This is a genomic window from Cupriavidus sp. 96C5-1 (assembly GCF_057798855.1).
In genome coordinates this window covers 183,085-207,619 of the sequence record NZ_JBYOJU010000003.1, presented here as the reverse complement: position 1 = coordinate 207,619, position 24,535 = coordinate 183,085, and the positions used below count along the sequence as shown (strand labels likewise).

23 protein-coding genes are annotated in these 24,535 nt (G+C 66.3%); 6 read left to right on the top strand and 17 right to left on the bottom strand.

Translation table 11 applies throughout. The features are described 5' to 3' along the window. Nucleotides 1-57: 57 nt before the first annotated feature. From AC3FOF_RS05700 to ndk, 7 genes are all read right to left on the bottom strand, one after another. Nucleotides 58-690 carry a YfgM family protein gene (locus tag AC3FOF_RS05700; RefSeq protein ID WP_017229730.1) on the bottom strand — a complete coding sequence of 211 codons (633 nt, stop codon included), beginning with the start codon at nucleotides 688-690 and terminating at the stop codon, nucleotides 58-60. Nucleotides 691-765: 75 nt separating this feature from the next. Beyond that, entirely contained in the window at nucleotides 766-2,118 is a 1,353-nt protein-coding gene (gene hisS, locus AC3FOF_RS05695; protein ID WP_035815883.1) for a histidine--tRNA ligase, read from the bottom strand. Nucleotides 2,119-2,195: 77 nt separating this feature from the next. Beyond that, nucleotides 2,196-3,488, bottom strand: coding sequence for a flavodoxin-dependent (E)-4-hydroxy-3-methylbut-2-enyl-diphosphate synthase (gene ispG / locus AC3FOF_RS05690; protein WP_035815880.1), 1,293 nt, complete (start codon nucleotides 3,486-3,488; stop codon nucleotides 2,196-2,198). Nucleotides 3,489-3,530: 42 nt separating this feature from the next. After that, a complete protein-coding gene (locus tag AC3FOF_RS05685) occupies nucleotides 3,531-4,508 on the bottom strand; it encodes a RodZ domain-containing protein (RefSeq protein WP_488726027.1) in 978 nt (325 codons plus the stop codon). Next, nucleotides 4,501-5,280 (bottom strand): type IV pilus biogenesis/stability protein PilW, encoded by a 780-nt coding sequence (gene pilW / locus AC3FOF_RS05680; RefSeq protein ID WP_017226686.1) that lies wholly within the window; start codon nucleotides 5,278-5,280, stop codon nucleotides 4,501-4,503. The genes AC3FOF_RS05685 and pilW overlap by 8 nt, the downstream gene beginning before the upstream one ends. After that, nucleotides 5,277-6,431: a dual-specificity RNA methyltransferase RlmN gene (gene rlmN / locus AC3FOF_RS05675; RefSeq protein WP_017226687.1), complete on the bottom strand. Its 1,155-nt coding sequence runs from the start codon at nucleotides 6,429-6,431 to the stop codon at nucleotides 5,277-5,279. Before rlmN ends, pilW begins: the two co-directional genes overlap by 4 nt. 53 nt (nucleotides 6,432-6,484) lie before the next feature. Beyond that, on the bottom strand, nucleotides 6,485-6,910 hold the full coding sequence (gene ndk, locus AC3FOF_RS05670) for a nucleoside-diphosphate kinase (RefSeq protein WP_017226688.1): 426 nt from the start codon (nucleotides 6,908-6,910) through the stop codon (nucleotides 6,485-6,487). Nucleotides 6,911-7,247: 337 nt separating this feature from the next. Between ndk and AC3FOF_RS05665 the strand changes: the two genes are divergently transcribed. Beyond that, the gene (locus tag AC3FOF_RS05665; RefSeq protein WP_017226689.1) at nucleotides 7,248-7,949 is read left to right on the top strand and encodes a Bax inhibitor-1/YccA family protein; all 702 of its coding nucleotides are present in this window, start codon (nucleotides 7,248-7,250) and stop codon (nucleotides 7,947-7,949) included. 91 nt (nucleotides 7,950-8,040) lie between these two features. On the opposite strand, the gene rlmD is transcribed toward AC3FOF_RS05665, so the two are convergent. Beyond that, nucleotides 8,041-9,345 carry a 23S rRNA (uracil(1939)-C(5))-methyltransferase RlmD gene (gene rlmD, locus AC3FOF_RS05660; RefSeq protein ID WP_430869611.1) on the bottom strand — a complete coding sequence of 435 codons (1,305 nt, stop codon included), beginning with the start codon at nucleotides 9,343-9,345 and terminating at the stop codon, nucleotides 8,041-8,043. Between the two features lie 292 nt (nucleotides 9,346-9,637). On the opposite strand from rlmD, the gene AC3FOF_RS05655 reads away from it, so the two are divergent. Continuing rightward, nucleotides 9,638-10,507, top strand: coding sequence for an endonuclease/exonuclease/phosphatase family protein (locus AC3FOF_RS05655; protein ID WP_488726120.1), 870 nt, complete (start codon nucleotides 9,638-9,640; stop codon nucleotides 10,505-10,507). Nucleotides 10,508-10,560: 53 nt separating this feature from the next. Here the strand turns inward: AC3FOF_RS05655 and AC3FOF_RS05650 are convergent, their stop codons facing one another. The 5 genes from AC3FOF_RS05650 to surE are packed head-to-tail and all read right to left on the bottom strand — an operon-like array spanning nucleotide 10,561 to nucleotide 15,128. Continuing rightward, nucleotides 10,561-11,409 carry a 3'-5' exonuclease gene (locus tag AC3FOF_RS05650; RefSeq protein WP_017226692.1) on the bottom strand — a complete coding sequence of 283 codons (849 nt, stop codon included), beginning with the start codon at nucleotides 11,407-11,409 and terminating at the stop codon, nucleotides 10,561-10,563. Then, a complete protein-coding gene (rpoS, locus tag AC3FOF_RS05645) occupies nucleotides 11,406-12,578 on the bottom strand; it encodes an RNA polymerase sigma factor RpoS (RefSeq protein WP_035811461.1) in 1,173 nt (390 codons plus the stop codon). Before rpoS ends, AC3FOF_RS05650 begins: the two co-directional genes overlap by 4 nt. A 6-nt stretch (nucleotides 12,579-12,584) precedes the next feature. Then, complete coding sequence (locus AC3FOF_RS05640) at nucleotides 12,585-13,439, bottom strand: peptidoglycan DD-metalloendopeptidase family protein (RefSeq protein WP_276264403.1); 855 nt, start codon at nucleotides 13,437-13,439, stop codon at nucleotides 12,585-12,587. Between the two features lie 8 nt (nucleotides 13,440-13,447). After that, nucleotides 13,448-14,347 carry a protein-L-isoaspartate(D-aspartate) O-methyltransferase gene (locus AC3FOF_RS05635; protein ID WP_276264402.1) on the bottom strand — a complete coding sequence of 300 codons (900 nt, stop codon included), beginning with the start codon at nucleotides 14,345-14,347 and terminating at the stop codon, nucleotides 13,448-13,450. 28 nt (nucleotides 14,348-14,375) lie between these two features. After that, nucleotides 14,376-15,128, bottom strand: a complete 753-nt coding sequence (gene surE, locus AC3FOF_RS05630) for a 5'/3'-nucleotidase SurE (protein WP_017229904.1) — start codon at nucleotides 15,126-15,128, stop codon at nucleotides 14,376-14,378. A gap of 223 nt (nucleotides 15,129-15,351) precedes the next feature. Here surE and AC3FOF_RS05625 point away from each other — a divergent pair, with 223 nt between their 5' ends. Next, on the top strand, nucleotides 15,352-16,326 hold the full coding sequence (locus AC3FOF_RS05625; RefSeq protein WP_276264400.1) for an NADPH:quinone oxidoreductase family protein: 975 nt from the start codon (nucleotides 15,352-15,354) through the stop codon (nucleotides 16,324-16,326). Between the two features lie 154 nt (nucleotides 16,327-16,480). On the opposite strand, the gene AC3FOF_RS05620 is transcribed toward AC3FOF_RS05625, so the two are convergent. Next, complete coding sequence (locus AC3FOF_RS05620; RefSeq protein WP_488726026.1) at nucleotides 16,481-17,542, bottom strand: porin; 1,062 nt, start codon at nucleotides 17,540-17,542, stop codon at nucleotides 16,481-16,483. Between the two features lie 275 nt (nucleotides 17,543-17,817). On the opposite strand from AC3FOF_RS05620, the gene AC3FOF_RS05615 reads away from it, so the two are divergent. Beyond that, a complete protein-coding gene (locus AC3FOF_RS05615; RefSeq protein ID WP_017229901.1) occupies nucleotides 17,818-18,516 on the top strand; it encodes a response regulator in 699 nt (232 codons plus the stop codon). Next, nucleotides 18,513-19,934 (top strand): sensor histidine kinase, encoded by a 1,422-nt coding sequence (locus AC3FOF_RS05610; RefSeq protein WP_276264948.1) that lies wholly within the window; start codon nucleotides 18,513-18,515, stop codon nucleotides 19,932-19,934. The genes AC3FOF_RS05615 and AC3FOF_RS05610 overlap by 4 nt, the downstream gene beginning before the upstream one ends. A 15-nt stretch (nucleotides 19,935-19,949) precedes the next feature. On the opposite strand, the gene AC3FOF_RS05605 is transcribed toward AC3FOF_RS05610, so the two are convergent. Together AC3FOF_RS05605 and AC3FOF_RS05600 are read right to left on the bottom strand one after the other, a co-directional pair. Then, entirely contained in the window at nucleotides 19,950-20,690 is a 741-nt protein-coding gene (locus AC3FOF_RS05605) for a hypothetical protein (RefSeq protein WP_276264949.1), read from the bottom strand. A 45-nt stretch (nucleotides 20,691-20,735) separates the two neighbouring features. Then, entirely contained in the window at nucleotides 20,736-21,299 is a 564-nt protein-coding gene (locus tag AC3FOF_RS05600) for a DUF2975 domain-containing protein (RefSeq protein WP_017224939.1), read from the bottom strand. Between the two features lie 277 nt (nucleotides 21,300-21,576). Between AC3FOF_RS05600 and AC3FOF_RS05595 the strand changes: the two genes are divergently transcribed. Next, complete coding sequence (locus tag AC3FOF_RS05595) at nucleotides 21,577-23,592, top strand: alkaline phosphatase D family protein (protein WP_488726025.1); 2,016 nt, start codon at nucleotides 21,577-21,579, stop codon at nucleotides 23,590-23,592. An 85-nt stretch (nucleotides 23,593-23,677) separates the two neighbouring features. Here AC3FOF_RS05595 and AC3FOF_RS05590 read toward each other — a convergent pair whose 3' ends face one another. Beyond that, nucleotides 23,678-24,469: an ABC transporter permease gene (locus tag AC3FOF_RS05590; RefSeq protein WP_017224941.1), complete on the bottom strand. Its 792-nt coding sequence runs from the start codon at nucleotides 24,467-24,469 to the stop codon at nucleotides 23,678-23,680. Nucleotides 24,470-24,535: the final 66 nt, after the last annotated feature.

Genomic DNA, 24,535 nt, shown 5'->3' with positions numbered 1-24,535 from the left:
GCCCGGGTCTGCGGGCATGCGAGTCTGCGGGCCTGTCGGCTAGCCGGTTCAGCCGCCTCAGGCGGTGCCCAGCGCGTCGAGCTTGAACTGGATGATCTGGCGCATGGCAGCATCGTTGGCGCTCAGCTTGTCGAGCGCGCGCTGGTACGCCGTACGGGCTTCCGCACGCTTGTCCTGGGCTGCCAGCAGGTCGCCGCGGCGGTCCGCATACAGCGCCACGAACGGTGCGGGCGGCTCATCCTTGAGCAGCGCCAGGCCCTGGTCGTAGGCCTTTTCATCCAGCAGCACGCCAGCCAGGCGCACGCGCGCGAGATGGGCATATTCGCCGTCGCCGTGGTCGATCGCCCACTGCAACTGGGTCTTGGCGGCGGCCAGGTCACCCGCATCGTACAGCACCTTGGCCGACACCAGCGCCGTCATCGGGCCATAGGCCGTCTTGCCGAACTTCTGCTCCAGGTCGCCGGCGGCGCGCTTGATCCGCTCGACGTCGCGGCTGTCAGCCGCCTTGACGACCTGCTCGTACAGCAGCGCCGCGTCCCCGGCCTGCTTGCGTTGCCAGTAATTCCAGCCGCTCCAGGCGGCGAAGGCCAGCAAGCCGGCGATCAGCGCCCAGGTCACGGTATTGCCGTACTGGCGCCACCAGGCCTTGAGGCTGTCAAGCTGTTCCTGTTCTTCTAGATCGTAAGCCATGTCGAGGGATCCACCCGCGTGTGTATGATTGAAGGACCGCTTCCGCGGCCCCTGTTTCCGGCACTCGTTGCCGGCTTATTCGCTGGCGCCTACCATCGCGTCGATGATGTGCTCGACCAGCGCTTCGGCCGGCACCGTCACCTGCGCACCGCCGCCGTCGGCCTGGGCGGCCTGGCGCAGGTCCTTGACCTGGGCCGTACCCGCGGCCACTTCATCGTCGCCAATGATAACGGCATAGGATGCGCCGCTACCGTCGGCGCGCTTCATCTGCGACTTGAAGCTGCCACTCTTGCCGTCCGGCGTGGCGTGCAGCAGCACGTCGAGCCCGGCATCGCGCAGGCGCTCGGCGGCAATCATGGCCTGCTGGGCCGCCGCTTCGCCCTGGTGGACCAGATAAACGTCGCACCCATCCGCCTGCGGCACCAGGCCTTCCTCGCGGATCAGCTCGATGATGCGCTCGATGCCCATCGCCCAGCCGCAGGCCGGTGCCGGCTTGCCGCCCATCTGCGCGATCAGCGGGTCATAGCGGCCACCGCCGGCGATGGTGCCCTGCGCGCCGAGCTTGTCGGTAATCCATTCGAAAACCGTCAGATTGTAGTAGTCAAGCCCGCGCACCAGACGCGGATTGATCTTGAACGGGATGTTGTTGGCCTTGAGCAGGCGTTGCACGCCTTCGAAGTGGGCCAGCGATTCCTCGCCCAGGAAATCGATCAGCTTGGGCGCATTGGCCGCCATCTCCTGCAGCGCGGGATTCTTGGTATCCAGCACGCGCAGCGGATTGGTGTAGAGGCGGCGCTTGCTGTCCTCGTCGAGGATGTCCTGGAAGCCCTCCAGGTACTTGATCAGTTCTTCCCGGTGAGCGGCGCGCTCGGACGCCTGACCCAGCGAATTCAGCTCCAGCCGCACCCCGACCAGACCGAGGTCGTCCCACAGGCGCTGGCACATCAGGATGATCTCGGCATCCACGTCGGGACCGGCAAAGCCCAGCGCCTCGGCGCCAAGCTGGTGGAACTGGCGGTAGCGTCCCCGTTGCGGCCGTTCGTGGCGGAACATCGGGCCGGTGTACCACAGGCGCTTGGGGCCGTCGTACAGCAGGTTGTGTTCGATGGTGGCGCGTACCGCGGCCGCCGTGCCCTCGGGGCGCAGCGTGAGCTGCTCGCCGTTGAGCGCGTCGGTGAAGGAATACATCTCTTTCTCGACGATGTCGGTGACTTCGCCGATGCCCCGCACGAACAGCTGGGTGTGCTCCACGATGGGGGTGCGGACCTGCTGGTAACCGTAGGCGCGCAGCATGGCGCGCGCGGCGTTCTCGAAATGCTCCCACAGCGGCGCGTCGGCGGGCAGCATGTCGTTCATGCCTTTGACGCCCTGCAGTGCCTTGGCCGCCTTGGCCTTGTCCGCCTTGCCTTCGGCCCTGTTATCGGCCATGCCATCGCCGGCTGCCGCCGGATTCACGGGTTGATTCATCTTCTCTTGTCTTTCCCTGCAGCGCCCTGCCTGATGGCTCAGGCTGCCGCCTCATTGCCGGCGCGCCCGGCGTTGTTGCCATAGTGGGTGCGCACATAGTCATCGACGATCGCCTGGAATTCCTCGGCGATACGTTCCCCGCGCAGCGTCTTCACCTTGACGCCGTCGACGAACACCGGCGCCGCCGGCGATTCGCCCGAGCCCGGCAGCGAGATGCCGATATTCGCATGCTTGCTTTCACCCGGCCCGTTCACGATGCAGCCCATCACGGCCACGTCCATTTCTTCCACGCCCGGGTAGGCGGTCTTCCAGGTCGGCATCTGCTCGCGCAGGTAGCTCTGGATGCTCGACGCCAGCTCCTGGAAGGTGGTGCTGGTGGTACGGCCGCAGCCCGGGCAGGCAATCACCATCGGGGTGAAATTGCGCAGGCCCATGGTCTGCAGGATCTCCTGCCCCACGTAGACTTCCTTCTCGCGCGCAGCGCCGGGTTCCGGCGTCAGCGAGATGCGGATGGTGTCGCCGATGCCTTCCTGCAGCAGCACCGACAGCGCCGCCGTGGAAGCCACGATGCCCTTGCTGCCCATGCCGGCTTCGGTCAGCCCCAGATGCAGGGCGTAGTCGCAACGCTTGGTCAGTTCGCGGTACACCGCGATCAGTTCCTGCACCTGCGAGACCTTGCACGACAGGATGATCTGGTTGCCCGGCAGGCCGATTTCCTCGGCCTTGCTCGCCGACTCGATGGCCGAGGTGATCAGCGCCTCCACCATCACGTTTTGCGCGGGCCACGGCTCGGCGCGCTGGGCGTTCTCGTCCATGATGCGCGCCAGCAGCGACTGGTCGAGGCTGCCCCAGTTCACGCCGATGCGCACCGGCTTGTCGTAGCGGCAGGCCATCTCGATCATCTGGGCGAACTGCGTGTCGCGCTTGGCGCCCTGACCCACGTTGCCGGGGTTGATGCGGTACTTCGACAGCGCCTGGGCACAGTCGGGGAAATCCTGCAGCAGCTTGTGGCCGTTGTAATGGAAGTCGCCTACCAGCGGCACGTTCACGCCCATGCGGTCCAGCTGCTCGCGAAGGGCGGGCACTGCTGCCGCGGCTTCCGGCGTATTGACCGTGATGCGCACGATCTCGGAACCGGCACGCGCCAGCTCCTTGACCTGGATCGCGGTGCCGATGGCGTCCACCGTATCGGTGTTGGTCATCGACTGCACGCGCACGGGCGCGTCGCCACCGATGGTGACTACATTGTCGCCCCACACGACGCGCGCCTGGCGCGTCTTGCGGCGGGGCAACGGGCCGGGCAATACCGGCATACAGGCCTGTTGATTCATAGCATTACCACCTTGCAATGCGCATGGCTGGAGAAACGGCGATCAGGGCAACGTCAAACGCGCCACATTGTTGCGGTTGGCGGCCTGCAGATCGACCGGCGAACCATTGCGGGTCAGCGATTCGACGCCCTTGACGTTGCCGATCACGACCTTGTAGGGCGGCGTGCCGCCACCGCTGAAATCCTGTCCTGCGCGAGCCGTGCCGCCCAGCACGATCTTGCCGCTGCGATCGCGGATTTCGTACCAGGTATCGGCGGCGAAACGGATATGCAGCTCGCCCGTGCCCGCGGCGGGTGCCGCTGCCGGCACCGCCACGGGGGCCGGCGTGGCAGCCGAGGCCGGTGCCGCCACGGCCGGCGCCGGAACCGGCGCTACCGCCACCGGGCCGCTGGCTGGCAGGGCCTCCGACGGCGCGGGCGCGTCGGACGCAGCCATCACCGGCGGCAGCGGGGCCGTCACCGTGCCGGCCGCGCTGCCCTGCGCCGTGGCTTCGGCAGCCGGGGGCGCCGTGAGATTTTCCTTGCGCGCCTCGATCCATTGCTTGAAATGATCCAGGCCGAACAACACGCCGCCGCCGATCACGGCAACCACCAGGGCCAGCCAGATCCACCGGCCGCCCGAACCACCGGAGCCGAAGCGGTTACGGTCGTCGAAGCTTTCGTTCAGGCCGCCTTCGCGCCGCATGCCGATCTCGACCACGGGCACGGCCTGCGCGTGAAAGCGCGCCAGCAGGGCATCGATGTCGATGTGGAGCATGCGCGCATAGGCCCGCATCACCCCCTTGGCAAACGTCACGTCGGGCAGCGCCGAAACATCGCCCTGCTCGATGGCTGCCAGCTTGTGGGCGGCGACCTTCAGCCGCGCGCTCACGTCCTCCAGCGAGAAACGCTGATCCTGGCGCGCCTGCGAAAGGCGTTCGCCGATCTCGCGCGCCACCGCTTCGCGTCCGGCGTCGGCGGCAGTGCCGCCCACATGGCCGGTCGCTTCAGTCTGGCCTTCGGCGCGCTCGTGCTCACTCATCCCATGCTCCTTGTTCGTATGCGGTCAACTCACGCGAATCGGGGAAACGGCTGCGCAGTTGTCCCACCAGGGCATTCTGCGCAGCGGTGTCGCCCTGACGGCGGGCAATGCGCGCACCCAGCCAGAGGGATTGCGCGCTGACGAAACTGCTGCTGTTGACGCGCCCGACGTACTGCTGGGCCCGCTGGTAGTCCCCACGCTGGTAATACAGCAGCGCGAGGTTGTTGTTTGCCACCGCGTTGTTGCGATCGAATCGCAGCGCGCCAAACAGGCTTTTCTCGGCCGCCTCGCCGTGACCGTTGCGCAACTGGCAGGCGCCAAGGCTGGTCAGGGCCTTGCCCGGCCCGTTCGCCGACGGTGCGGACACTGCGCGTTCCAGGTAGGGCACGGCCTCGGCATAGCGCCCGTTCATGCACAGGAACCAGCCATAGTTGTTGAGCACGTCGCCGTCGTCGGGACGCATCGACAGCGCGCTGCGGAAGCTGTCCTCGGCCAGCGCGCGTTCGTTCATGTTCATATAGACCAGCGCGCGGATATGGTAGGCATCGACCAGCGTCGGATCGATCGCGATGGCCTGCCTGGCCTCGTCCAGCGCAACGCTATTCTGCCCGGCTTCCAGGTAGCTGGTGGCCAGCTGGAGGCGGATAGTGGCACGCCGCCTGACGTCGGTCTGGTCGGATGCACCCTGCGGTTCCGGCCTGGAAGGCGGCGGCAACTGGCAGGCAGACAGCATCGTCAGCCCCAGCAGGACTGCGACGATCAGACGCGTCATGCAGGGCGAGCCTCCTGCGGCTGGCTGGCCGCGGGCGCCGCCACGATCGGCGTGATCTTGCCGAACTTGCCGCGCTCCGCCAGGCGGGTGCGGTCCTTGACCTCGCCGGCCAGCTGGCCGCAGGCAGCGTCGATATCGTCGCCCCGCGTCTTGCGGATGGTGGTGACGATGCCGGCATCCATCAGGACCTGGGCGAAACGGCGGATCTGGTCGTTGTGCGAGCGCTTCAGGCCCGACTCCGGGAAAGGATTGAACGGGATCAGGTTGAACTTGCATGGCACGTCGGCCACCAGCTTCAGCAGTTCCCGGGCATGCTCGACGCCGTCGTTGACGCCGTCCAGCATGCAGTATTCGAAAGTGATGAAATCGCGCGGGGCGAATTCAAGATAGCGGCGGCAGGCCGCCATCAGCTCGGCGAGCGGATACTTCTTGTTGAGCGGCACCAGCATGTCGCGCAACGGGTCGTTGGACGCGTGCAGCGAAACCGCCAGTGCCACGGGCAAATCCTTGGCCAGGCGGTCCATCATCGGCACCACGCCGGAAGTGGACAGGGTCACGCGCCGGCGCGACAGCCCGTAGGCGTTATCGTCCAGCATCAGGCGCATGGCCGGCACCACCTGGTCGTAATTGAGCAGCGGCTCGCCCATGCCCATCATCACCACGTTGGAGATGACGCGGTCGTCCTTGGGGCCACGGCCCAGCTGGGCACGCATGGCAAACTCGGCCATCCAGAGCTGGCCGATGATCTCGCCAGTGGACAGGTTGCGCGAGAAGCCCTGCTTGCCGGTGGAGCAGAACCGGCAGTTGACGGCGCAGCCCGCCTGGGAAGACACGCACAGCGTACCGCGCGTCTCCTCGGGGATGTACACCGTCTCCACCGCATTGCCGGCGCCAACGTCCAGCAGCCACTTGCGCGTGCCGTCGGCCGACAGGTTGTCGGTGATGACGGCAGGCGAGCGGATCTCCGCGCGCGTCGCGAGCTTTTCGCGCAGCGACTTGGCGAGATCCGACATGGCGTCGAAACGGCTGGCGCCGAACTGGTGGATCCAGCGCTGCAACTGCCGCGCACGAAACGGCTTCTCGCCGAGCTCTCCGCAATAGGCGGTGAGCGCGTCCGCATCCAGGTCGAGCAGGTTGACGAGATCGTTCATGACGGCAGTATCGACTTCAATGTGAGTCTAGTCTTGTGGAATAGACCAGACAATCAGCGGCTGTAAACGTTCATCCCGGGGAAGAAGAACGCGATTTCGACAGCGGCGGTTTCCGCTGCGTCCGAGCCGTGCACGGCGTTGGCGTCGATGCTGTCGGCGAAATCGGCGCGGATGGTGCCGGCTTCAGCCTTCTTCGGGTCGGTGGCGCCCATCAGGTCGCGGTTCTTCAGGATGGCGTTCTCGCCTTCCAGGGCCTGGATCATCACCGGGCCGGAAACCATGAAGTCCACCAGGTCCTTGAAGAACGGGCGGGCTGCGTGCACTGCGTAGAACTGCTCGGCTTCGCCGCGCGACAGGTGAACCATCTTGGCAGCCACGACCTTCAGGCCGGCGGTCTCGAAACGAGCGTAAATCTGGCCGATGACATTCTTTGCCACGGCATCCGGCTTGATAATCGACAGGGTGCGTTCGATCGCCATAAAAACTCCGAAAAATGAAGGGGTTACAATTGGAATAAACGTGCAATTCTAGCACGAGACGGTTATGGTTTCGAGAATGCCCATGGCCGCGCGCCGCTGAGTCGCGACCACGGCGATCCCGCTGCAATTAAGAGAATTATAATTCACAAATACGGTTACTCACGTGCAGGGAACGACAGCCGCGCTCATCGATCAAACCACCACTGGCAGCGCGGATTTTGCATGAAAGTGACGGATACAATCCTCAGCCCTTGCAATTCCGGCCATGCGATGCCACATTGGCGTTGTGCCCGCCTGGGTTACCCCGGCGCCTCACCGTTTTGAGACAGGAGTCACCATGGACAACAAGCTGAACACTTACAGTTTCGGCAGCGGCACCGCAACCAGCGACGTTGCGGTACGCAATCGGGTAATGCGCAACACCTACTGGCTGCTCGCCATTTCGATGATCCCCACCGTGCTCGGTGCCTGGATCGGCGTAGCCACCGGCTTCAGCCTGATGCGGGGCAGTCCCGGCATGTCGATGATCCTGTTCCTGGGCATCGCGTTCGGCTTCTTCTATGGCATCGAGAAGACCAAGAACAGCAGCATGGGCGTGGTCCTGCTGCTGGCCTTCACCTTCTTCATGGGCCTGATGCTGTCGCGCCTGATCGGGTCGGTGCTGCAGTTCTCCAACGGCCCGGCACTGATCATGTACGCCTTCGGCGGCACCGCGGCGGTATTCGGCGCGATGGCCACCGTGGCCACGGTCAGCAAGCGCGACTTCTCCGGGCTGAGCAAATTCCTGTTCGTCGGCGTGATCCTGCTGATCCTGGCCAGCGTCGCCAATATCTGGCTGCAGCTGCCGTCGCTGATGATCACGGTATCGGTGATCGCCATCGGCATCTTCTCGGCCTACATCCTGTTCGACGTGCAGCGCGTGCTGAACGGCGGCGAGACCAATTACATCACGGCAACGCTGGCGATCTACCTGGACGTCTACAACGTCTTCGCCAACCTGCTGGCACTGCTGGGCATCTTCGGCGGCAACCGCGACTGAGGCGGGCGGCCTCGCCGCCCTGCCCCGAACCGGAAAGGCCAGCGCATCCGCGCTGGCCTTTTTCTTTGCTTCCCCGCCGCCTCGACCGGCCTCAGTCCCGGTCGAACACCGCAATCGACTCCACATGGGAGGTGTGCGGGAACATATTGACCACGCCCGCCCCGGACAGGCGGTAGCCCGCTTCATGCACCAGCAATCCGGCATCGCGTGCCAGCGTGGCCGGGCTGCACGACACGTAGACGATGCGCTTGGGCAGCACATCGCTGCCCGCCTGCGCCAGCTCGCCCAGCGCCTTGCACACCGCCAGCGCGCCCTCGCGCGGCGGATCGATCAGCCAGCGATCGAAACGGCCGAGCGCGGAGATATCCTCCGCGCTGACCTCGAACAGGTTGCGGCAGGCGAATTCGGTCTTGTGATCCAGCCCGTTGACGGCGGCATTGGCCAGAGCGCGCGTGGTCAGCGTCTCGCTGCCCTCGATCCCCATCACCGAACGGCCCTGCGTGGCCAGCGGCAGCGTGAAATTGCCGATGCCGCAGAACAGGTCGAGCAGCCGGTCGTCCGGCCGCGCGGCCAGCAGGCGCAGCGCGCGGCCGATCAGCACCCGGTTGATCTGATGGTTGACCTGGGTGAAGTCAGTGGGCTTGAACGGCATGCGGATATTGAATTCCGGCAGCGTATAGGCCAGCTCGCGATCCAGCGGGTAGAACGGCGCGACCGTGTCCGGGCCCTTGGGCTGCAGCCAGAACTGCACGCCATGCCGGTCGGCGAAAGCGCGCAGCAGATCCTCGTCCGCGTGGTTGAGCGGCTCCAGGATGCGCAACACCAGCACGGTCACGTCCTGGCCCACCGCCAACTCGATCTGCGGCATGCGGTCGCGGATCGACAAACCCGTGACCAGCTCGCGCAACGGCACCAGCAAGGCGGACACATGCGGCGGCAGCACTTCGCAACGTGTCATATCCGCCACAAAGCTGCTCTTGCGCTCATGGAAACCAACCAGTGCGGTGCCCTTCTTGGCCACGAAGCGCACCGTCAGGCGCGCCCGGTAGCGGTATCCCCAGTCAGGACCGGCGATCGGACGGAACACCACGTCCGGACGCAGCCTGGACAGATGCCAGAGATCGTCCTCCAGCACGCGCTGCTTGATCGCCAGCTGCGCGCGCGCATCCAGGTGCTGCATCGAGCAGCCGCCGCACACGCCGAAATTCTCGCAACCCGGCTTCACGCGCATCGCCGACGGCTGCTTGATCTCGACCAGCTGGGCCTGCTCGTAGCTCGCCTTGCGCTTGAAACTGCGGTAACTGACGGTCTCGCCCGGCAGCGCGCCCTCGACGAAAATCACCTTGCCGGGGCTGCCATCCTCATTCACCAGCCGGCCAACCCCGCGCGCCTCCATATCGAGGCTGTGGATTTGCACGACGGGCTGCGTGGCCGGCACGGGGGCAGCGGAAACCGGCGCGGCAGGAGAGGCGGAAGCGCCACCTGCGGGCGCGGGCTGGGCTTGCGAAAGAGTCTCGGCTTGGGACACCTGGGGAACCTGACGTATTGTTTTGCGAAAGGGCGATTGTAGTCCAGTCGCGGCGGTGAAAGACCGCAGGAGAACGGGACAAGCGCGCGAGATAGGCGCAACATGGATGCTGCACGCGCGCGGTACCACCGCGCAGGCAATGGAACAGGCAGGGGGCGACATGGAACTGATTTCCTGGAATATCCAGTGGGGCCGTGGTACCGACGGGCGCGTCGACCTGACACGCACGGTCAGCACGCTGCACACGATCGCCGATGCCGACGTGCTATGCCTGCAGGAGGTCACGCGAGGCTATGCCGACCTGCGCGGCGAGCCCGGCCAGGACCAGGTGGCCGAACTGGCGGCGCTGCTGCCCGGATACCGGATCCTCTACGCGCCCGGGGTCGACCGTTATGCCGCCGACGGCTCGCCGCGCCAGTTTGGCAACCTGATCGCCACACGGCTGCCGGTATGCGAGGTGTTTCGCCGTACCCTGCCCTGGCCCGCCGATCCCTCGGTGCCCTCGATGCCGCGCGTCGCCCTGGAAGCCACCGTGCAGGCCGGCGACCGGCGCCTACGCGTGATCTGCACGCATCTGGAGTATTACTCGCCACATCAGCGCGCAGCCCAGGCCGACGCGCTGCGCGCATGGCACCGCGAAGCCTGCGCACATGCCAGCCAGCCCGGTCTGCGCGAGCCGCACCCCGGCCCGTTCACGCCCGAGGCCAGGCCCGCGTCGGCGGTACTGTGCGGCGACTTCAACAGCGCGCCGGACGATATCGCCTATCTGCGCATGCTGGCCCCGTACGACGACAACCACGAAACCGGCATCATCGGATGGCAGGACGCGTGGATGCATGCCCATCCCGGCAAGCCGCATGCGCCAACCTGCGCGCTGTATGACAAGGAGCAGTGGCCGCAAGCGCCGTTCGCGTGCGATTTTGTCTTCCTCACGGAGGACCTGCTGCCCTGCGTGCAGTACTGCGAGGTGGATGGCGAAACCCGGGCGTCGGACCACCAGCCGGTCTATCTGTCGCTGGCGGACGAGTAAATGGGTTTCATTACCAGGCGCCGGCCTGCCGGCCGGCGCCTGGAGATCGGTTCTCAGATCTCGGGTTCTTCGTCGTCATCGCCGCCGGTATGGACCGGCTTGATGCGGAACGCGCGGAGATACTCCATCCACTGCTCGCCCGGCAGTTCGGCCAGCGATTCCTGCACGAATTCGACTTCCGTATCGAACTGTTTCGGCGTGAGCCCGCCGCGCATCAGCTGGAAACGGCAGTACACCAGGTAGGTGTTGACGACATCGGTCTCGCAGTAATCGCGGATCGCGCCCAGCTGGCCGTCCTGGTAGGCCTGCCAGACCTTGCTGCCATCCATCCCCATCTTGCCGGGAAAGCCGCACAGCTTGGCGAGATCGTCCAGCGGCGCGCTGGCGCGCGGCTGGTACATCGCCAGCAGGTCCATCAGGTCCAGGTGCCGCATGTGGTAGCGGCTGATGTAGTTGTTCCACTTGAAATCGCGGCTGTCGGATTCGCTGCCTTCGCCCATTTCCCAGTAGCGCGGCGCCACGATGCCATGCACCAGCCCGCGGTAGTGCAGCACGGGGAGATCGAAGCCGCCGCCGTTCCACGACACGATCTGCGGCGAATAGCGCGCCACCAGGTCGTAGAATTTCTGGATCAGCACCGCTTCGCCGTCTTCCGGCGTGCCCAGCGAGCCCACATGGAAAACCGGGCTGCCGTCGCGATGGTTACGGCGCAGCACGCAGGAAATGGCGGCCACGCGCTGCAGGTAATGCGGCAGGAAATCGCTGCCGTTTTTCTCGCGGCGGGCCGCGAAGGCATGCTCGGCGACCTCGGCGTCGCTCATCGAATCGGGATGGTCATGCAGACGACGCAAACCATCGACATCGGGAATCGTCTCGATGTCGAATACCAGCACAGGTGTCATAGAACAGCGTCCTTGCGCACGCCTTGCGAAGCAAAATGGCGTTTGAGCTTGACCAGCGCCTCTTGCTGGATCTGGCGCACGCGCTCGCGCGTCAGCCCCATTTCCTCGGCAAGTTCTTCCAGCGTGGCCGGCTCGATATGATTGAGACCGAAGCGGCGTTCCACCACGTAACGGTGTTTTTCCGAGAGGCGCGCCAGCCACTGTTTCATCAGGTTTTCCAGCTCGCGGTGCGCGACCTCCTGGTCGGGCGCGGCATTATGCTCGTCCGAGAGGAAATCGAGCAGACTGGAACCCGGATCGAGATCGAAAGGCGTGTCGAGCGAGGTGGTGTGCTCGTTGAGCGCGAGCACGTCTTGCACTTCGTCGGGAGTCTTGCCCAGCAGGTGGGCGATGTCCTCGAGGCTGGCGTCGCGGCCGTCGGTGCCGCCCTTCTCCAGATGCCGCTTGGCGCGCAGTACCTGGTTGAGTTCGCGGATCACATGGACCGGCAGGCGCACGGTGCGCGCCTGGTTCATGATGGCGCGCTCGATGCTCTGGCGGATCCACCAGGTGGCGTAGGTCGAAAAGCGGAAGCCGCGTGAAGGATCGAACTTCTCGATGGCGTGCATCAGGCCGAGATTGCCTTCCTCGATCAGGTCCAGCAGCGGCACGCCACGGTTGAGGTAACCCTTGGCGATGCTGACCACCAGCCGCAGGTTGCGCTCGATCATGACCTGGCGCGCGGAGAAATCGCCGCCCTTGGCCAGTGTGGAGAAATGCAGCTCCTCGGGCGCCGACAGCAACGGCTTGATGCTGATGCGATTCAGGTAGTGCTGGACGGTATCGGCTGCCAGCTCGGTGTGCAGCACGGTACGGAAGTCGTCGTGATCGGGCGCGGCGGCCTCGGTACCGTTCTCGCCTTCCTCTTCGTCCTCGGACTCTTCTTCTTCCTCGTCGCGGGCCTGGCGTTCGGCTTCCTCGACCATCAGGTCGGCCTCGCGCAATCCTACCGTCGTGCCGGTGGTGATCGGCTCATCGGTCAGGGGAACCATTTCGGCGGCCGGGTCCTGGCCGTAGGCTTCGGACTCGGCATCGGCTTGCGCCACGCCAGCGGACTGCTGCAACTCCGGCTGCTTGGAACGCCGGGCCCGGCTGGTGCTTCCGGTGGAGACAGTTTTCTGGCGTGGCATGAACCCTCACTGTGGCGGCAGATACCGCATCGGATCGACTGGTTTCCCGTTCTTGCGTACCTCGAAATGCAGTTTCACACGATCGGTGTCACTGTTGCCCATCTCTGCAATCTTCTGCCCCTTGCGGACCGTTGCCTGTTCCTGCACCAGCACCTTGTCGTTGTGGCCATATGCAGTGAGATATGTATCGTTGTGTTTGATGATGACAAGATTCCCGTAGCCGCGCAAGGGGCCAACGTGAATCACCTTGCCATCGTCGGCCGCCAGCACCGTATCGCCCTTCTTGCCTGCGATATCGATGCCTTTGTTGCCCTTTTCGTCGAAACGCCCGATCAGCTGACCGCTGACAGGCCATGCCAGCTTGATGGAACCGTCGCCGGCGGGAGCCGAAGCGGAGGCGGCCGGCGCGGAAGCGCCACCGGTCGTGGCCGTAGACGGAATCGGCGTGGGTACCGGACGCGCCTGCTCGATCGGCTGCGACTGCACGCTGCCGGGCGCCACCGGCATGGTGGCCACGCCGGTGCCGGCGTTGACGTCGGCGCCAGGCGGCACTACGCGCAACAATTGGCCCACTTCGATCTGATTGGCATTGGCGAGCGAGTTCCAGGCCGCCACATCGCGGTAGGACTGGCCATTCTCGAGCGCGATTCGATAAAGGGTATCGCCTCGCTTGACGCGATAGTACCCGGGCGGCGGCGGCTCGAGCGGCGCGACGCTGGCAACGCCGGCGCCGGTGGTACGGTCCACGACCGGGGCCGGCATGGGGGAGGAAGCGCAGGCTGCCAGCAGGGAGACCAGCAACGAGGCGGCGGCTAGCTGCCCGGCGCGGGCGAAACGTTCCGTATTCACGATATTGTGCATAGTTCGACTCAGATAGTGCCCGATTTTAATGGCACAAAGAAAACGGCTTCAAGCGCGGTCCGGTGAAATCGATGCCGGTTACGCCGCTCGATCAACAATAATTGCTGCGTGACGGTCTGCCCCGGCCCGCCCGGCGAGGGCGCCACGGCCACCGGGGCGATCAGCCGCCCGCCAACGGCCAGTTGTTCCAGCAGCGCCTGCGGCACCTCCATGCCGGCAGCCGCCAGGATAATCGACGAGAACGGCGCCGCCTGCGGCAGGCCCAGCATGCCGTCGCCATAGTGCAGGCGCAGGTTTGGCACGCGCAGCGGCCGCAAGTTCGCCTTGGCCTGTTCGTGCAGCGGACGGATCCGCTCGATGGAGAACACTTCGCGTGCCACCAGGCTCAGCACCGCGGCCTGGTAGCCACAGCCGGTGCCGATCTCCAGCACGCGCTCCAGCGGCTCGTCGGCGGCCAGGCCGTCGCGCAGCAGCTCGATCATGCGCGCCACCACCGACGGCTTCGAAATGGTCTGGTGGTGGCCGATCGGCAGCGCCGCGTCTTCATAGCCTTGCGAGGCCAGGCCGGGTTCGACGAACAGATGGCGGGGCACCGTGGCGATCGCGTCCAGCACCCGTTCGTCGCGGATCCCGGCCGCGCGCAGCCGTGCCGCCAGCGCGCCGCGCGCACGCTCCGACGCCATGCCGCCGCCGCCCGCGGTAGCCGCGCTCGCCCGTGCCTGCACCGCGCTGGCGGCCGCCACGGGAACGGGTACCGGCGCTTTGGCCGCGCGCGCTTTGGCCGCGGCCGCCACGCTGCGCGCGCCGCCCACGGCAGGCATGCCGGCGGTGCGCGCCGGCGCGGGCTTGCGCTCGACCACGGCGTCCAGCGGCAACGGGAATTTTGGGCGACGCGGGTCGGAAGTCATGACGGCCGGTAACTGCGCGCGACAGGGCTTATGCCAGCCACTGGTTGATCTGTTCGAGCTGCCCGCGGTGAGTCAGGTCGAGCTGCAAGGGCGTCAGCGAAACAAAGCCTTCGCCGGTGGCGTGGAAATCCGTACCCTCGCTGGCATCGCGCGCGTCGCCGGTGGCGCCGATCCAGTAGTTGGTTTCGCCGCGCGGGTTGACCTGTTTGATGACCGGCTGGGAAGGATGGCGCTTGCCCAGCCGGGTGGCGCGATAGCCCCGGAGATGCTCGAACGGCAGGCTGGGAATATTGACGTTGAGCAGGAAGGGCTCGGCCGCGGGCCTGGCGATATAGCGCTCGACAATGTCGCGCGCCACGCGGGCGGCGGCGTCGAGATGCGTCCAGCCCTTGTCCACCTGTGAGAAGGCGATCGCGGGAATGCCGAGCAGGAAACCCTCGATGGCGGCGGCGACGGTGCCGGAGTACAGCACATCCTCGCCCATGTTCTGGCCCTGGTTGATGCCGGACACCACCAGGTCGGGCTTTTCGTCGAGCAGGCCGGTCAGCGCGATATGCACGCAATCGGTCGGCGTACCATTGACGAAACGAAAACCCTTCTGCACGCCCTCCCGCGCCTCGAAGACCGACAGCGGACGCTGCAGGGTCAGCGAATTCGAGGCGCCGCTGTGATTCTGCTCAGGCGCAATGACCGTGATACGGGCCAGCGGCGCCAGCGCGGCATGCAGCGCGGCAAGCCCTGGCGCCAGGTAACCGTCATCGTTTGCGAGGAGGATATGCATGGGCGCGATTGTACCTGACAAGGCTGTCGCAAGCGCCCCCGTCCACGCCGCGAAGCGGCACTGCGCCAGCCCTTTTGCCGGCACGTAACAGAACGATCGTGCTATTTTTGCGCTACACTTGCCCGGGCCTGCCTGGCGCAACTGGCATCCAGCGCGCATGCACCATTCATGCACCCTTTTGCGTCATCTTGTGCGGGGCATCGAACATATCACCGGAGACATGATGAAAGCCGTACTGTGCAAAGCCTGGGGCCCGCCTGACTCGCTGGTTCTCGAAACCCTGCCCGACCTGGTGCCAGGCCCGGGCGAAGTCGTGATCGACGTAAAAGCGGCCGGCGTGAATTTCCCGGACGTCCTCATCATCCAGAACAAATACCAGGCCAAGCCGCAGCTGCCGTTTGCGCCCGGATCGGAACTGGCCGGCGTGGTCAACGCCATCGGCGAAGGCGTGACCCACGTCAAGCCGGGCGACAAGGTCATTGCCTACCTCGGCAACGGTGCCTTTGCCTCGCAGGCCAAGGCACCCGCCAGTGCGGTCGTGCCAATGCCGCCGGGCATCGATTTCGAGACTGCCGCGGCGTTCACCCTCACGTACGGCACGTCGCACCACGCGGTCATCGACCGCGGCGAACTCAAGGCCGGCCAGACCATGCTGGTGCTTGGCGCCGCCGGCGGCGTGGGCCTGGCGGCGATCGAGATCGGCAAGGCCATCGGCGCCCGCGTGATTGCCGCGGCTTCCACCGACGAGAAGCTGGCGGTGTGCAAGGACCATGGCGCCGACGCGCTGATCAACTACAGCACCGAGGACCTGCGCGAACGCGTCAAGGCGCTGACCGACGGCCGCGGCCCCGACGTGATCTACGACCCGGTTGGCGGCATCTATGCCGAGCCGGCATTCCGCTCGATCGGCTGGCGCGGCCGCTACCTGGTGGTGGGCTTCGCCAATGGCGAGATCCCCAAGCTTCCGCTGAACCTGGCGCTGCTCAAGGGCGCCTCGCTGGTGGGCGTGTTCTGGGGCGACTTCGCACGGCGCGAGCCCAAAGCCAACCAGGCCAATATGGCGCAGATGCTGGGCTGGATGAAGGAAGGCAAGATCCGCCCGCACATTTCTGCGCGCTATCCGCTGGAACAGGCGCCACAGGCCCTGAAGGACATGGAGGCACGCAAGGTCACGGGCAAGATCGTCATCGTGCCCTGAGCCGAACGCGCTTTCGGCGCCGTGCAAATGAATGAGCGGCTGGTGCCACGGCACCAGCCGCTCTTTTTTCTTGGCTTCCCGCTTCGATCGACCCCTTGCCGGCGGCGCGCAAGCAAGCCGCGCCGCCGCCCCCTCCCCTCCCGTCCCGATCAGGTCAGAAGCGATGCTGCAGGCCGGCGGTCACGCCCACCTGGTTGTTCGCATAGCCGATGAAGTCCCGCGACAGGCTTACGTTCTGGCCATTGCGGGCCTTGGCGTAGCCGCCTGCCAGATATGCCGTGGTGCGCTTGGACAGCGCGTACTCGGAACGCACCGAGAACAGGATCGGATCGGCATCGTTGCCGCCCTTGATGTTCTGCTTGTACACCGCGCCATAGAGCGTGAAGGCCGGCGTGACGGCGTAGGAAGCGCCGCCCCAGTACATGTCGCTGCGGTGGGTTGCCGCGGCCGTGGTGAAGGTGCGCTTGTAGTTGCGATAGCCGGCGAACAGCTTGAGATCGCCCAGGCCGTAGCTGACACCGGCATGGATGCCCTGGATGTAGTCCGTGGTGTCGGCGGGCGTGGTGCTGGTGCCCGCCCCGTTCTGGCGATCCCAGGTGGCGGCCGCGGCGAAGGGCCCGGCGCTGTAGCCCACGCCGAGATCGTACTTGGATGAACGCTTGAAGCTGCCGGCCACTTCGCCCAGTGCCACGGTGGCGCCCAGCTTCACGCCGCCGAAATTGCCGTCGTAGCGGATCGCGTTGGACGCGCGCGAGAACAGGCCGTCCTTGCGGTCGCCGGTGGCGGTCGATGAGGTCGCCCACGAGTAGTTCGGCGCGTAGCCCATCGGGTCGAACGGCAGCATGAAATCGTAGGTGGTAGTGAAGGTGCGGCCCAGCACCACCTGGCCGTACTTGTTGCTGGAAAGGCCGACGATGGCACGGCGGTCGAACAGCGTGCCGTCGGAGTCAAGCCGGCCGGTATCGATAGCGATGCCGCTTTCCAGCTGGAACAGGGCCTTGAGGCCGCCGCCCAGGTCCTCGCTGCCGCGCATGCCCCAGCGCGACGTGTTCCTGCCGCCCGAGGTCAGCTTCGTCACGGAGCCGTTCGGGCCGGCGTGGCTGGCATATTCGACGCCGGCATCCATGATGCCATACAGGGTCACGCTGGATTGCGCGGCGGCGCCACCGGCCAGGCCCAGGCCCATCGCCGCCAGTGCGATCGATTTCAACTTCATGAGATCTCCTCCTGTCATTGTTGTGGTGAAGTCCGGGCATCCCCCCGGAATGGCACGCATGGTATGGCAGGGGCACTTTCAGTTCGCTTTCGAAATCCCGGCGATTTCGCCGCCCCCGGCTTCCGGGAGCCTAGGAGTTTCCCTAGCTTCAAAGTCTGGCCGGATACCTGTATTCCTCTGCGCGGCGGCCGCTTTCGGCCTGTGTTCTCCGTCTCCGATGTACGCCACTTTCTCCATCGCCTTTTTGCCTTGCCCGCCGCACCGCCGCCCAGACCATGCGAATCCTGCTCGTTGAAGACAATGTGATGCTGGCGCGTGCGCTCACCGAAGCGCTCGGCCAGGCCGGCTTCGCCGTCGACTGCATGCACGACGGCCGGGCTGCCGACCATCTGCTTTCCACCCAGGACTACGCGCTCGCCATCCTGGACATCGGCCTGCCCAAGCTTGACGGCCTGGAAGTGCTGCGGCGCCTGCGGCAACGCCGCAACGCCCTGCCGGTATTGATCCTGACCGCGCACGGGTCAGTGGAGGACCGGGTGCGAGGGCTCAATCTCGGCGCCGACGACTACCTGCCCAAGCCGTTCGACCTGTCGGAACTGGAGGCCCGCGCCCGCGCGCTGATACGCCGCAGCCACGGCCACGACAGCACGCACCTGCAATGCGGCACGCTGAGCTACGACGGAATCAGCCGCGCTTTTACGCTGAACGGCGAACAACTCGCGCTGACCCGGCGGGAGCGCGCCGTGCTGGAGGTCCTGATGCTGCGCGACGGCCGCGCCGTCAACAAGGAGGCCATGTCGGAGAAGATCTTCGGCATCGACGAATCGGTCAATCCCGATGCCATCGAGATCTACGTGCACCGCCTGCGCAAGAAGCTCGAGGGCAGCGGCGTGGCCATCGTCACGCTGCGCGGGCTGGGTTACCTGCTCGAAGCCTCGCCGCCGCCGGGTCAGGCCGCGCCCGCCTCCCGATGAAGGTGCCAAGCCTGCGCCTGCAGCTATCGCTCTGGCTGCTGCTGCCACTGCTTGCGCTGCTCGCGCTGGATGCCTGGATGACCTATCACCGCGCGATGGACGCCGCCCACGAGGCGTTCGACCGCACGCTGGAGGCATCGCTCAAGTCGATGCGCGAAGGCATCCGCCTGCACGAGGGCCGCTTCGCCATCGACGTGCCCTACCTGGCGCTGGAAATCTTCGAGTCCGAGGACGGCAGCAGCATCTACTACGCGATCCGCGACGAGCATGGCGCCACGCTGACGGGCTACGACGATTTACCGATGCCGGCCGTGCAAAAACAAGCGCTCTACAAGACCGTTTTCCACGACGCGCACTTCCGCGGGCAACCGATACGCATGGCCGCCCAGCCCCTGCCGGTGCGCGACACGCCCTCCGGGCAGACGCGGCTGGTCTGGGTGCTGGTCGGGGAAACCATCGAGCCGCGCCAGATGCTGGCCCGCGAGATCCTGATGGGTTCGCTGCAGCAGGAAATGGTGCTGGTGACGCTGGCGCTGGGCATCGTCTGGCTGGGCGTGCGGCGTGGCTTGCGCCCGCTGCACCGGCTCAGCGCCACGGTGGCCGCTCGCGACGCCGATGACCTGGCGCCACTGGAACAAAAGGACCTGCCCGCCGAGATCGAGCCGCTGGTCGAGGCCATCAACCAGTACGTGGCGCGCATGCACCGCATGCTGCTGGCGCGCAAGCGCTTCTTCGCCGACGCTGCGCACCAGCTGAAAACGCCGCTGGCCATCATGCAGGCGCAGTCCGAGCTGGCCCTGCGCGAGCGCGATGGCGACCGCATCCGCCCTCACCTGCGCCCATTGCACGACACCGTACGCCAGGCCGCCAGGGGCGTGCAGCAGTTGCTGTCGCTGTCGCGGCTGGAGCCCGACAGCGGCTACGCGCCAGCGCTGCAGCCGCTACGCCTCGACGCCCTGGCCAAGAGCGTGGCGCTCGACCTGGCGCCGGTGGCGCGCGCCGGCGGAGTCGACCTGGGCTTCGAGGCGCCGGCGCCGGTGTACGCCATGGGGCAGGCCGAACTGCTGCAGGAACTCACCGGCAACCTGGTGGAAAATGCCATCCGCCATACCGGCCGGGACGCGTCGGTGACGGTCCGCGTCTGCGCCAATGCGGGCGAACCGCTCTTGCAGGTAGTGGACAACGGCCCCGGGATTGCCGCCAGCGAACGTGAGAAGGTATTCGAGCGCTTCTACCGCTGCGACGGCAACCAGGTGCAGGAAGGCAGCGGCCTCGGCCTGCCCATCGTGCAGGAAATCGCGCGCACGCACGGCGCCACCGTGATGCTGGAGGAAACGCCGGGCGGCGGCCTGACCGTCAGCGTACGCTTCAGAGCACCCGCGGCCGAAGGGCACGGGGACAAAACGGCATCCCGCTAGCCCCGGGCCGGGCCGCTAGGGCGGGCAGTTGGTGGGCAGCGCCAGTTCCTGCCGGAACGGATCGAGCTTCAGGCTCGGATCCTTCAGGCGCAGGCAGTAGCTTCCCGCGCTGCCGCGCACGCGCGCAGTGCGGCTGGTGCCCGCCTGCGCCTCGCCGAGCGCATCGCCCGGTGCCGCCGCGGCTATACCCGCGGCCAGCCGTTGCGCCGGCGTGGCCACCGCATCCGAGGCGGCACGCTCGAAGGCGGCTCCGCCGCGCTGGCGGCTGCGGGCGATATTGTCCCGCGCCACGCCGGCATCAGGCGCCGGAAGCACAGAGCGGACCGGGCCCATCGGCAAGGTGGGCACCATGGCGGCACTGGGGCCGGAAGGGGCGGCATGCTCGCTTGCCAGGGAATCCGCCGCCGCCGCGGGCTCCCGCGCGGGTGGCTGCGCAGCCGCCGGCATGCGGCGCGCACCGTCAGCAGCGCGCTCGGGGCGGAGCGCGGCCCTGGCCTGCGATCCGGCCGGGGGCGCCACGGACAAGGCCGGCGCGGGTGGCGTAGCGGGCGGCAATACCGCAACCCATTGCAGGGCCGCCTGGCCGCGCCCGTCCTTGCTCGGCATCCGGGGCGATGGCTGGGGCCCGTGCCAAGGCGCCGGCCCCAGCACCAGCGCGTGTGCCAGCAGCACTACCGCTGCCACAATCACGCGATGCCGCCAGCGTGCCGCGTTGACGCCGGGACCGTCGTACGGCACAGGCATCACTGACGTCATGGGATACATGACAGGCATGGCGAAAATGGAGGATGCGGTGCCGGCTCAGACAAACTGCCGGTGCTCCTGGTCCAGTTCGCTGGCGCGCCGCAGGATATGCGCAATCACGGTGATGCAGGCCGCCATGAACAAGGCCACCACGCTGCCTGCTCCCACGCTCAACGTCACCAGCCTGTGCCCGGGCGGCTGCCCGATGGTCAACCACACGCTAAGCAGCGGCTCGCAGAGAAAATCCAGCATCGCCCAGGCCAGCACCGCACGCCCGGCCCTGCCCATGTGGTCGGCCGCCGCCACCGAAAAATACTCGCTGCGCGCGTAGCAGCGAAACAGCGCGCGCAGCTGCAGCAGGCCGATCGCCAGCGCCACCAACGGAATGCTCGACAGCAGCACGGCGCCCAGCCGCGTCCAGACGGGGAGCGCCGCGAGGTCCAGTGGAAGGCCGGACATCATCCGGCCGCTAAGGCCAAAGCGAAGGCCGTCCAGGCTATGGGTCCCCGGCGCCAGCCAGCCAGCGCCGTTAAGCAGCAGCATGCCCACCATCAGCAGCAGGCTCAACGCGGCGAGGCGCTGGCTGATGCGGACGATGCGCGAGGAAACACGGTCAGGCATGACGACTCCGGAAAAATCGCGAACAGTGCCAGATTCTAAGCAAAAATGATTGTCTTGCGAACAAATATTTCTGTAAAACAATAATTTTATAGAGATAATACAGAGCCGACCAAGCAGTGGCTGCGCATTGAATACCGTCTTTCTTACAGTAAACCTCTAATTTTTAAGTGCCCCAAGACACACAATGGTCATGCCGCGCGGCAAGAATGACCAGCCTTGCCGCGGCACCCGCGACCGTCCCGGCGAACACCGCATGCACTCACTGGAGGAAATAAAGATGGATCGTCGCCGGTTCTTGAAATGGGGTAGTTTCGTCACCGTCTCGGTGGCCACCACCGGCCTGGCCGGCTGCGGCGGAGATGACACCCCCACCGTCACGCCCGACGCCGTTCCCACCCCGGCGGACAGTTTCAGCTTCCAGCACGGCGTGGCTTCCGGCGATCCGAAGCCCGGCAGCATCGTGCTGTGGACGCGCGTGGAAGGCGACAACGGCAAGCAGCCGGTGGCCGTCAAGCTGCAGGTATCGGCCCAGCCCGATTTCTCGACGCTGCTGGTCAACGACACCCTGACGGCGCTGCCCGACTGGGACTACACGCTGCGCAACAAGGTGACGGGGCTGAGCGCGGCCACCACCTACTACTACCGCTTCATCGTCGGCTCCAGGACCAGCCCGACCGGGCGCACGCGCACGGCGCCGGCGGCCGGCACGCCGCTGGCGCAGCTCAGGTTCGCCTTTGTCACCTGCCAGGACTGGAGCGTGAACCACTGGGCGGCGATGGAGGAACTGGCGGCGCAGGACCTCGATTTCATCGTCCATCTGGGCGACTACATCTATGAGACCGTGGGCGCCGCGTTCCAGACCGGCAAGGTGGAGAGCCGCCACGCCCAGCTCAAGCTGCCGGATGGCACCCTGCGCGCCGACGGCGCGAGCTACGCCACCACCGTCAACGACTATCGTTACCTGTACAAGTCGTACCGCAGCGACGCGCGCCTGCAGGCGCTGCACGCACGCTTCCCCATCATCGCCATCTGGGACGACCACGAGTTCTCCGACGACTGCTGGCAGGACCGCCAGAACTACAGCGCCACCGACGACCTCACGCCGCGCACCGCGCGCCGGCGCAGCGCCAGCCAGGCCTGGTTCGAGTTCATGCCGGCCGACGTGAGCATCGACCTGGCCAATCCCTCGTTCCAGAACATCCAGATCTATCGTTCCTTCACCTTCGGCAACCTGGCCACGCTGGTGATGACCGACGAGCGCCTTTACCGTGCCGACCACGTGCTGCCGGAACAGGCTGCCGGCAGCGAGATCGGCAGCCGCTACTTCGTGCCCAAGGCTACGCTGGCCGCAGAGGAAACCCGGAAGATGGCGTCCGCAGGCAATGCGCTGACACCGGTCTCCATCCTCGGCGACACCCAGCGGGCCTGGTGGCAGAACCAGATGCGCAGCGCCGCCACCACCTGGAAGCTGTGGGGCAACGAGGTCTCGCTGCTGCGCATGCAGATCGACGGCACCCAGGCCATCGCCAGCCTGATCGCGGCGGGACTGGTCCAGGCCAATGCCGCGCTGGCGCCGCTGCAAACCGCCATGACGACGACGCTGGCTGCCGACCTGCAGACCGCCAGGACCGGCGGCACCTACCCCACGCTGGCCTACACCAGCCTCAAGGGCGTGCTGGCGCTTGCCGGCATCACCGGCCCGGTCTTCGACGCAGCCATCAAACCCGCGCTGGACAGCCAGCTGCCGCCGGCCACCCTGCTCGGCCAGTTCATCCTCAACGCCGACCAGTGGGACGGCTATAACGCCGAGCGCAAGAGCCTGATGGCCTTCCTGAAGAACCAGGGCATCGGCAATGTGGTGGCGCTGACCGGCGACATCCACGCCTTCTTCGCCGGCCCGGTGATGGACGACTACGACGCCGCCACGCCGGTGCCCGTGATGGTGGACCTCGTCACCGCCGGCCTGTCGAGCAACTCCTTCCAGAGCTATTTCAAGAGCGTGGTCGACACCGATGCGGCCTTCGCGGCAGCCAAGCCGCTGGTGTACGCCACCCAGGGCGGCGCCACGGTGAACACCTTCAATGCCACGCTGAAGGCGTTCAACCCCTGGCTGCGCTACGTCGATACCGATGCCCAGGGCTATGCGGTGGTGACGCTGACGGCGGACAAGCTCAGCTGCACCTTCAGCAAGCTCAAGACGCTGGCCAACGCCGCCGCGCCCGCCCTGCCCGCCACCGCGAGCAGCCAGACCGTGGAAATCCCGGCCGGCAGCGCCAGCATCAAGCTGCTGTAATACGCGCCGGCGGCGGCCATGAAAAATGGCCGGAGGAACGCTCTCCCCCGGCCGTTTTTCTTCCTGCCCGCACGCTGGCGCGCGGTTACAGCCGCTCGGTTTCGCCCGTGCGGGGCTGCCATTTCATCAGCCGCTTCTCGACGCTGCCCACCAGGGTGTCCAGCACCAGCGCCGCCGCGGTCAGCACCACGATGCCGGCAAACACGGTGTTGATGTCGAAGGTCCCTTCGGCCTGCAGGATCAGGTAGCCCACGCCGCGCGCCGAGCCCAGGTACTCGCCCACCACCGCGCCGACGAAGGCCAGGCCAACCGAGGTATGCAGCGAGGAAAAGACCCAGCTGGTCGCGCTCGGCAGGTAGACATGGCGCAGCAACTGCTTGCGGTTGGCGCCCAGCATGCGCACATTGGCCAGCACCACCGGGCTGACTTCCTTGACGCCCTGGTAGACATTGAAGAAGACGATAAAGAACACCAGCGTCACGGCCAGCGCCACCTTGGACCAGATGCCCAGCCCGAACCACACGGCGAAGATCGGCGCCAGGATCACGCGCGGCATCGAGTTCATGGCCTTGATATAGGGATCGAGGATGGCCGAGGTCAGCGGGCTGAGCGCCAGCCACAGGCCGACGCCGAGGCCGGCCGCCGTGCCAATGCCGAAGGCCAGCAGCGTCTCGATCAGGGTCACGCCGAGATGGATATAGATATCGCGCTCGACCACGAACCAGCTCCAGATGCGCTGGGCCACCATCAGCGGTTCGCCGAAGAAGAAGGCAACCTGTTGCGAGCGCGTGGCGATATGCCAGGCGCCGAGGATCACCACGAGGACGAGCAGCTGCCAGAAGCGGAGCATGCCCTTGGAGTCGGGACGGAAAGCCATGGGAAGCGGAATTCGAGTTAAGTCAGACCGGATTGAATGGGGTGCAGGCGGGCCGGAACATCGGGG